The organism is Pseudooctadecabacter sp., assembly GCF_020627745.1.
Classification (GTDB): Bacteria; Pseudomonadota; Alphaproteobacteria; order Rhodobacterales; family Rhodobacteraceae; genus Octadecabacter.
This window is the reverse complement of record NZ_JAHDGE010000027.1, coordinates 24,531-33,471: the sequence shown is the minus strand read 5'-3', so window position 1 is coordinate 33,471 and position 8,941 is coordinate 24,531. Positions and strand designations below refer to the sequence as shown.

Sequence of the window (8,941 nt, the reverse complement as noted above, 5' to 3'; positions counted from 1 at the left end):
CTGCGCGTTTATTATGAGGACACGGACCTTGCGGGGATTGTCTATTATGCCAATTACCTGAAGTTCATCGAACGGGGGCGGTCCGAATGGGTCCGCGAGATGGGCGTCGATCAGGCGGCGATGAAACGCGATGAGGGTGTTGTCTTCGCGGTGCGCCGGGTTGAGGCGGATTATCACAAACCGGCCCACTACGATGACCAGTTGGAGGTCACGACCGAGGTTGAAACGGTCACCGGCGCGCGGTTGGTCGTGCGCCAGACCGTTGAGCGCGGCGGCGAGGTTTTGTTCACCGCCCTTGTGACCATCGTGGCCATTGCTGAGACCGGCGCACCGGCCCGTCTTCCGGCAGCATTCCGCCGAAATCTGCACTAGGACAGGCGGGCCAACTGGCGTGAATTGACGTTTTGTTGGCTTTGCGGCCAAAGCTGCGTTACATCTGGTGGCAATCAGAGGCCAAAACCGGCCCGTAGCAGAAGCAGGCGTTATGGAAGTAGCACACGAATTCACGATGTGGGCGTTGTTTGCCCGCGCGACCATCACCGTAAAAATCGTCATGATCATGCTGATCATCGCCTCTGTGTGGTGTTGGGCGGTGATCGTGGACAAATTCATCCAATACCGTCGCGCGCGCGCTGAGGCGCGGGTGTTTGATGAGGCGTTCTGGTCTGGCAATCCATTGGATGAATTGTTCGACAAGATCGGGGCGACCCCGAAGGGACCGTCCGAGAAGATTTTTGCGGCGGGCATGTTGGAATGGCGCAGATCGCACCGGCAGGATGGCGGGTTGATTGCCGGGGCCACGGCGCGGATTGATCGCAACATGGATGTGGCGATTGCCAAGGAAACAGAACGGTTGCAGCGCGGCTTGACGGTGCTGGCCACGGTCGGGTCGGCCGCCCCGTTTATTGGATTGTTCGGCACGGTCATCGGCATCATGAACAGCTTTATCGAGATTGCCGAACAGCAAAACACCAATCTGGCGGTCGTGGCCCCCGGTATTGCGGAGGCCTTGCTGGCCACGGGTCTGGGCCTTTTGGCGGCGATCCCGGCGGTGATCTATTACAACAAACTGAGCGCCGACGCAGACCGGATCACATCCGGCTATGAAGCCTTCGCCGACGAATTCGCCACCATCCTGAGCCGTCAGTTGGACAGCTAAGATGGCCGGTGCAACCATTCAAAAGGACGACACAGGCGGCAGGCGGGCACGCAGGCGCAAACGCCGCGCGCGTCCTATGTCCGAGATCAACGTGACCCCCTTCGTGGATGTCATGTTGGTGCTGCTTATCATCTTCATGGTCGCGGCCCCCCTGTCCGTTGTGGGTGTGCCGGTGCAACTGCCCGAAACCGCCGCTAACGCGCTGCCATCGGATGAGGAAGAGCCGCTGACCGTCACCTTGACGGCCGAAGGTGAGATCATGATTCAGGAAACCCCTGTGGCTGCCGCCGATCTGATCCCGCGCCTGCAGGGGATCGCGGCGGAGCGTGACAGCGACCGAATTTTCCTGCGCGCGGACGGCGTGAATGAATGGAACGCTGTGGCGCAGGTCATGGGTGCGCTGAATGCCGCCGGCTTCAACAACATTGGTTTGGTGACAGACATTGGTGGGCCGTCGCTGGGCGGCGAAAGCGACGGGTAAGCCATGAGCGCCGGCACCTATTTCTCACTCACCGGACATGCGGCTTTGGTCGTGTGGATGGTTGTGGGGTGGGGGATGGATGCAGACCCTTTGCCGTTTGAGGTGACAGAGGTGTCGGTCGTCTCAGGCGAGGAATTCGCAGCTTTGACCCAAGGCGTGCAGCCGGATCTGCCTGCGGGCGCGGTGCAGGAGCCACAAACGCCAGTGATTGAGGAACCGGAGCCCGCGCCGGTGACGCCGCCGGTTGCGGAAACTTCGCCCGAACCGGTCACTCCGCCCGAACCGATCACCCCGCCCGCCGCCGAAACACCGCCCGAGGCGCCGGAGTTGACCGTGCCGGACACCCAAGTCACCGATGCGCCCCCCGATGTGCCTGACACGCCCACGATCATCGCGCCGCCGCCCTCGGCCGAATTGGGCGCAAGCCTGCGGCCCGTGCCCCGTCCGGCTCCGCGTGTTGCACCCGAGATTGTGGCCCCGCCGCCGCCCGACGCCAGCGTCGCGCCGCAGGTGACCGAGGCCGCCACGCAGCAGGTTGAGGCCCCCGCCGAGGAGCCGGTGGAGCCAGCCGATGAGACCACAGCGCCCGAAGCCGCCGCCGATCAGATCGTGACCGAAGCCGAAGAGCCTGCTTTCGCGCCTGAGATTTCGTCGCGCCCGCAAACGCGGCCCAACCGGCCTGCACCTGCGATCGAGGCCCCTGCCGACGACGCGGTTGATCCGGTTGCCGCCGCCCTGGCCGAGGCTGGTGCTGCGGACACCCCGACCCCGCCTGCGGCGGACCCGACACCGGGCTTGGGCGGGGGTGATATCTCAGATGGTGCGAAGGCCGATCTGCGCCGTGAAATCCGCAACTGTTGGAGCGTGGGCAGCGCGTCAACCGCCGCCCTGAACACCTTGATCACTGTCGAATGGGTCATGAACCCCGATGGCACCATTGATGCCAGTTCCATCACTCTGACCGGTTTCGAAGGCGGCGGGCAGGCGGATGCTGATGTGGCGTTCCGCATTGCGCGGTCCGCACTTGTGCGCTGTCAGCGCGATGGCGGGCGGACGGGTTACACCGTGCCTGCGGAACAGTTCCAGCAAGCCAGACGTTTGCGACTGACGTTTGATCCCAGCCAGATGAGGCTGCGGTGATGGGCGACAAACCGACAATGATTCAAAATCACGACTTCTCCCCGTTGCGTGCGGACGGACAATCATCACAATGAGGCCCATGATGACAAGATTTTTGACACTGTTGATGACCTGCCTTGTGATGGTGATGCCACTGTCCACTTCGCGCGCCCAAGAGGGGGCTACAATTGATCTCGGCCGTCTGACCGAAGGCATCATCGAACCCATGCCCTTCGCACTGCCCGCCTTTCAGGCGGAGGTTGCGGGGTCTGAACAGATGGCCGCACAAATTTCGCAAGTTGTGGCAGAGGATTTGACGGGCACGGGCCTGTTCCGTCAGCTGCCTGCCTCGTCCTTCATTTCCACCCCCGCCAGTTTCGGCGCACCTGTGGCGTTTCCCGACTGGCGCGCCATCAATGCGCAGGCGCTGGTCACGGGCGCTGTGGCGGTCAATGGCAATCAGGTGACGGTCAAATTTCGTCTCTATGACGTGTTCACCGGCGCCGAGATGGGCGAAGGCCTGCAGCTGTCGGGCACCACAGACGCATGGCGGCGGATGGCCCATCAGGTGGCCGATGTGGTCTACAGCCGGATCACCGGCGAGGCGGGCTATTTCGACAGCCGCGTCGTTTATATCGCCGAAACCGGCCCCAAGGACGACCGCGCCAAACGTGTGGCAATCATGGATTACGACGGCGCGAATGTGCAGTTTTTGACCGACAGCAGCGCCATTGTTCTGGCCCCTCGGTTCAGCCCAGACGGCCAGCGCATCCTTTACACCAGCTTTGGCAGCGGATTTCCGCGCATTAATGTGCTGGACGTCGCCAACCCCGCAGGCCAGCAGCAGTTGCAGACAGCCCCCGGCGAAATGGCGTTTTCACCACGGTTCAGCCGCGACGGGCGGCAGGTGATCTACAGCCTTGCCAACGGCGGCAACACCGACATTTACCGCAGTGATCTGACAACGGGGCAGTTCACCCGTCTGACCAACACGCCGGCCATTGAAACCGCACCCAGCTTTAGCCCCGATGGCAGCCAGATCGTGTTTGAAAGCGACCGCAGCGGGTCCCAGCAGCTTTATATCATGTCCGCCAACGGGGGTGAGCCGCAGCGCATTTCCTTTGGAAGCGGGCGATATGGGACGCCCGTGTGGTCGCCCCGTGGTGATCTGATTGCGTTTACCAAACAGGAAGCGGGCCGTTTCCATATCGGCGTGATGCGCACCGACGGCAGCGAGGAACGTCTGCTGACGTCGTCGTTCCTTGATGAAGGGCCCACTTGGGCCCCCAATGGCCGCGTCATCATGTTCGCCCGCGAAACCCAAGGCGCGGACGGGACATCGGCGCTTTATTCGGTGGATATCACGGGCCGCAACCTGCGCCGCGTGTCAACGCCGCAGGGCGGGTCTGACCCGTCTTGGGGGCCATTGCAGCGGTGATCACCGAAATGCGATTCTCAAACACGAAATACCGTGATAAGATGATGGCAACGAGCACATAAAAATAACGGGACAGACCCATGACACATCTTTTGAAAATCACGGCACTTCTGGGTGCGCTGACGCTGGGTGCGTGCACGAATGCGGACCGGTTTGACAGCACCGATGCCGTCGATCTGAACGGCACCGGTGCAGGCGCGGCTGTCAACACCGGTATCGACCAGACGGCCCTGACCGGGGCAAACAACCCGTCCAGCCCCGCCTTCTTTAGCCAGACCATCGGAGACCGCGTGTTGTTTGAGGTCGACCAGTCGACCCTGACGGCAGCAGGTCAGGCCACTTTGCGCGGGCAGGCGGGCTGGTTGCAGACCAATTCGGACTACCTTGCCGTGATCGAAGGGCATGCGGACGAACAGGGCACGCGCGAATACAACCTTGCGTTGGGCGCACGTCGCGCCAATGCGGTGCGTGAATTCCTGATCTCTCAGGGGGTGTCTGCGAACCGTATCCGCACCGTGTCCTACGGCAAGGAACGCCCCCTTGCGGTTTGTTCCGAAGAAAGCTGTTATGCGCAAAACCGCCGTGCGGTGACGATCATCTCGATCGGGGCGTCCAGCTAAGCGGCCATTGGGGGATGTGATGTTACGTGTACTTGCAATGATTGCGGCTATGGCCGCCCCCGCTGGGGCGGCCTTCGCACAGGATCAGACGCTTGCCGATATCCGTGCCGAACTGGCCAGTCTTTATGGGGATATCAGTGCCTTGCGGGCTGAACTTGTCGTTTCCGGACTGGCAGGCGAGGGCGTGACAGGCGCGACGCCGCTGGACCGCCTCAATTCCATCGAAGCAGAGCTGACCCGCCTGACCTCCAAAACCGAAGACCTTGAATTCCGCATCACACGGATCACGCGCGACGGCACCAACCGCATTGGCGATCTGGAATTCCGCCTGTGTGAGCTGGAAGAGGGGTGTGACATCGGCCAGTTGGGGGACACACCCTCCCTCGGCGGAGTAGACGTGGAACCCACGGCCCCCGCCATCGAGACACCTGTGACCAACGGCCCGGCCCTCGCCATTGGTGAAAGTCAGGATTTCGAGCGGGCGCAGGAGGCGCTCGCCTCAGGTGACTTTCGCGGCGCCGCGGACCTCCTTGCGACCTTTAGCGAGACCTACCCCGGCAGCCCAGTAGCCACGCAGGCCCATATCCTGCGCGGAAAGGCGTTCGAAGGGTTGGGTGAAATGACCAACGCCGCGCGCGCCTATCTGTCGGCCTTTTCGGGCAATCCCGAAGGCCCTGCCGCCCCCGAGGCATTGTTCCGTTTGGGGCAGTCACTGGGGGCTTTGGGCCAGACGCAGGACGCCTGCGTGACCCTGGGCGAGGTTGCCGTGCGCTTCCCCGGTGCGCCAGAGGTCGGCGATGCACAGGCGGCCATGGTCAATCTGGGATGCGTCTGACCGCCGATCAGCTGACCCCCTTGGGCGCTGATGGCATGTTGGTTCATTTTGTCGATACCGCGTTTCTGGGCAAATCGCCTGAGACGGTCGGGGTGGCCGTGTCCGGCGGTGGTGATTCCATGGCATTGCTCAACGTCACGAAAATGTGGGCCGATCTGGCGGGCACATCAGTCAAAGCCGTGACCGTCGACCATGGGCTAAGGCCCGAGGCCGCGACCGAGGCACAGATGGTCGCGGCCTTTTGTGAGGACTGCGGGATTTCCCATAGCGTGATCACATGGGATGGCGCGGCTGCCACGGGCAACCTGCCCGCTGCCGCACGCAAGGCGCGTTACCGGCTGATTGCGGATTGGGCCAAGGACAACGATGTTGGTGCGGTTTTGCTGGGGCATACGGTGGACGATGTGGCAGAGACATTCGTCATGCGTCTGGCGCGAAAATCTGGTGTCGATGGCCTTGCCCTGATGGATACGCAGTTTGACAGGCACGATGTCCAATGGGCGCGGCCCCTGTGGCAACAAAGCCGCGCCGATTTGCGCGACCACCTGAACCGCCATGATGTGCCATGGGTCGACGACCCGACGAATGAGGATGACGCATTCGAACGTTCGCGAACGCGCAAGGCGCTGAAGGTTCTATCGGATCTGGAGATTGATACCGATGTTCTGAAATCCGTCGCCATCCATATGGCCGGTGCGCGGGGCGCTTTGGAATATTACACTGCCAAAGCCGCCCGTGACGTTGCCCGCGAGGAGGGCGGTGACGTCTTGATTGATACGCGCCCGACACCGCCCTTGCCCCCGGACATCCAGCGCCGGCTGCTTGTGGGTGCATTGATGTATGTGGGCGGCAAGGCGCTTCCGCCACGGGCCGATGCGGTCATGGATCTGGAAATCGGGCTGATGCAGGCGGGCAAACATACCTTGGCTGGTTGCGTCATCACGCAGGAGGATCATCGTCTGCGCATCTCACGCGAACTGCAGGCGGTCAAAAATATCGCCGCGCCGTCGGGACATACCTGGGACGGACGCTGGCAGATCCTGGGCGAGGCACAGGACGGTCTGAGCATCCGCGCCTTGGGGGAGGCCATCCGCGAGGTGCCCGACTGGCGCGACACCGGCCTGCCACGGGCGTCTTTGATGGTCACACCGGCGGTGTTTCGGGGCGACTGGCTGGTCGCGGCCCCCGTTGCGGGCCTACAAAACGGGTTTGAGGCGCGTATTGTCGCGGATTTCGCCTCGTTTCTGGAATCCCGTTGAACTCCGCCCCGCAGCCTCTATCTTAGGGAGGTGGTAACGCGGCCTTAATGTTTGGCCCGTACCGAGGTTTTCAAAGGAGTGTCGCGCCTTGGGCAATGCACGCAATCTGGCCTTCTGGGTCGTTCTGTTCGTTTTGGTAATTTCGCTGTTCAACCTGTTTGGCAACGGCGGGGCCACCCAGCAGAGCAATGAGAAAAGCTATTCCGAGTTTGTTCAGGCGGTAGACGCCGGGGCCGTCGCCGAGGCGCGGATTGACGGCGAACAGCTGTTTTATCGCGGGTCCGACAACCGGACCTACGTCACCATTGTTCCGGCAGACGCGGAAGTGACCAACATGCTGGTCGACAAGGGCGTGCCGCTGACGGCAGAGGCGCAGGAACAATCCGGCCTTGCGACCTTCCTTGTGGGGCTGTTGCCGTTCCTTTTGCTGATCGGTGTGTGGATCTATTTCATGAACCGCATGCAAGGTGGCGGCAAAGGCGGGGCAATGGGCTTTGGCAAATCGCGCGCCAAACTGCTGACCGAAAAGCAGGGCCGCGTGACGTTTGACGACGTGGCCGGCATTGACGAGGCCAAGGAAGAGCTGGAGGAGATTGTCGAATTCCTCCGCAATCCGCAGAAATTCTCCCGTCTGGGTGGTAAAATTCCCAAAGGTGCGCTGCTTGTGGGCCCTCCGGGCACCGGTAAGACGCTTCTGGCGCGTGCTATTGCGGGTGAGGCGGGTGTGCCGTTTTTCACCATCTCAGGTTCCGACTTTGTGGAAATGTTCGTGGGTGTCGGCGCGTCGCGTGTGCGCGATATGTTCGAGCAGGCCAAAAAGAATGCGCCCTGTATTCTGTTCATCGACGAAATCGACGCTGTGGGCCGCGCCCGTGGTGCAGGTTACGGCGGTGGCAATGACGAACGCGAACAGACGTTGAACCAGTTGCTGGTCGAAATGGACGGTTTTGAAGCCAACGAAGGCATCATCATCGTTGCCGCGACCAACCGTCGTGACGTTCTGGACCCTGCGTTGCTGCGTCCGGGCCGGTTTGACCGTCAGGTGACTGTCCCCAATCCGGACATCAAAGGTCGCGAAAAAATCCTCGGCGTGCATGCCCGCAAGGTGCCGCTTGGCCCTGATGTGGACTTGCGTATCATCGCCCGCGGTACACCCGGTTTCTCCGGTGCCGACTTGGCGAACCTTGTGAACGAGGCCGCTTTGATGGCGGCCCGCGTGGGGCGGCGGTTTGTGGCGATGCTTGATTTTGAGCAGGCCAAAGACAAGGTCATGATGGGCGCCGAACGCCGGTCAATGGTCATGACGGACGCCCAAAAGGAAATGACAGCCTATCATGAGGCGGGTCACGCCGTGGTCGGCATCACCCTTCCCAAATGCGATCCGGTTTATAAGGCCACGATCATCCCGCGTGGCGGTGCTTTGGGCATGGTTATGTCCCTGCCTGAAATGGACCGCCTCAATATGTTCCGTGACGAATGTCATCAGCGTCTGGCCATGACCATGGCCGGTAAGGCGGCTGAGGTCATCAAATACGGCGAGGATGCTGTCTCCAACGGTCCTTCCGGTGACATCCAGCAGGCCAGCCAACTGGCCCGTGCGATGATCATGCGCTGGGGCATGTCCGATAAGGTGGGCAACATCGACTACGCTGAGGCCCATGAGGGGTATTCCGGCAACACCGCGGGGTTCTCCGTCTCGACCCAGACGAAAGAGCTAATCGAGGAGGAGGTTAAATCCTTCATCGAAAACGGGTATCAGGAAGCCAAGCGCATCCTGACCGAAAAGCACGACGAATGGGAACGGCTGGCCCAAGGCCTGTTGGAATATGAAACCCTGACCGGGGCCGAGATCAAAAAGGTGATGGCGGGCGAACCGCTGGGCCGCGATGATGATGGCGACGCGGACGTGCCGCCCGCCTCCGGCAGTTCGGTCACGGCGATCCCGAAGACCAAGCCGCGCAAGCCCAAAGCGCCGGACATGGAACCGGAAGCCACCTAAGACATCAAAAACCCCCGGACCGAAAGGCTCC

At 61.7% G+C, this 8,941-nt stretch carries 9 protein-coding genes; all 9 read left to right on the top strand.

What is annotated here, in order from left to right; all coding sequences use genetic code 11:
- On the top strand, positions 1-372 hold a 372-nt coding region (gene ybgC / locus QZ653_RS10975; protein WP_296420122.1), incomplete at its 5' end, for a tol-pal system-associated acyl-CoA thioesterase.
- A 112-nt stretch (positions 373-484) separates the two neighbouring features.
- Complete coding sequence (gene tolQ, locus QZ653_RS10970; protein ID WP_296420121.1) at positions 485-1,159, top strand: protein TolQ; 675 nt, start codon at positions 485-487, stop codon at positions 1,157-1,159.
- A gap of 1 nt (position 1,160) precedes the next feature.
- Positions 1,161-1,640 (top strand): ExbD/TolR family protein, encoded by a 480-nt coding sequence (locus tag QZ653_RS10965; protein ID WP_296420120.1) that lies wholly within the window; start codon positions 1,161-1,163, stop codon positions 1,638-1,640.
- 3 nt (positions 1,641-1,643) lie between these two features.
- Positions 1,644-2,780, top strand: a complete 1,137-nt coding sequence (locus QZ653_RS10960; RefSeq protein WP_296420119.1) for a cell envelope biogenesis protein TolA — start codon at positions 1,644-1,646, stop codon at positions 2,778-2,780.
- 127 nt (positions 2,781-2,907) lie between these two features.
- Entirely contained in the window at positions 2,908-4,197 is a 1,290-nt protein-coding gene (gene tolB, locus QZ653_RS10955) for a Tol-Pal system beta propeller repeat protein TolB (protein ID WP_412766010.1), read from the top strand.
- An 80-nt stretch (positions 4,198-4,277) separates the two neighbouring features.
- Complete coding sequence (pal, locus tag QZ653_RS10950; RefSeq protein WP_296420118.1) at positions 4,278-4,817, top strand: peptidoglycan-associated lipoprotein Pal; 540 nt, start codon at positions 4,278-4,280, stop codon at positions 4,815-4,817.
- A 19-nt stretch (positions 4,818-4,836) separates the two neighbouring features.
- Positions 4,837-5,652, top strand: coding sequence for a tol-pal system protein YbgF (gene ybgF / locus QZ653_RS10945; RefSeq protein WP_296420117.1), 816 nt, complete (start codon positions 4,837-4,839; stop codon positions 5,650-5,652).
- Positions 5,643-6,911, top strand: a complete 1,269-nt coding sequence (gene tilS / locus QZ653_RS10940) for a tRNA lysidine(34) synthetase TilS (protein ID WP_296420116.1) — start codon at positions 5,643-5,645, stop codon at positions 6,909-6,911. The genes ybgF and tilS overlap by 10 nt, the downstream gene beginning before the upstream one ends.
- Positions 6,912-6,999: 88 nt before the next feature.
- Positions 7,000-8,910 (top strand): ATP-dependent zinc metalloprotease FtsH, encoded by a 1,911-nt coding sequence (gene ftsH / locus QZ653_RS10935; RefSeq protein WP_296420115.1) that lies wholly within the window; start codon positions 7,000-7,002, stop codon positions 8,908-8,910.
- Positions 8,911-8,941 lie beyond the last annotated feature (31 nt).

Bases quoted from the DNA above. Each gene is read 5' to 3' on its own strand.
- tolQ (WP_296420121.1), top strand. From the start codon at position 485: ATGGAAGTAGCACACGAATTCACGATGTGGGCGTTGTTTGCCCGCGCG.
- QZ653_RS10965 (WP_296420120.1), top strand. From the start codon at position 1,161: ATGGCCGGTGCAACCATTCAAAAGGACGACACAGGCGGCAGGCGGGCA.
- QZ653_RS10960 (WP_296420119.1), top strand. From the start codon at position 1,644: ATGAGCGCCGGCACCTATTTCTCACTCACCGGACATGCGGCTTTGGTC.
- tolB (WP_412766010.1), top strand. From the start codon at position 2,908: ATGCCACTGTCCACTTCGCGCGCCCAAGAGGGGGCTACAATTGATCTC.
- pal (WP_296420118.1), top strand. From the start codon at position 4,278: ATGACACATCTTTTGAAAATCACGGCACTTCTGGGTGCGCTGACGCTG.
- ybgF (WP_296420117.1), top strand. From the start codon at position 4,837: ATGTTACGTGTACTTGCAATGATTGCGGCTATGGCCGCCCCCGCTGGG.
- tilS (WP_296420116.1), top strand. From the start codon at position 5,643: ATGCGTCTGACCGCCGATCAGCTGACCCCCTTGGGCGCTGATGGCATG.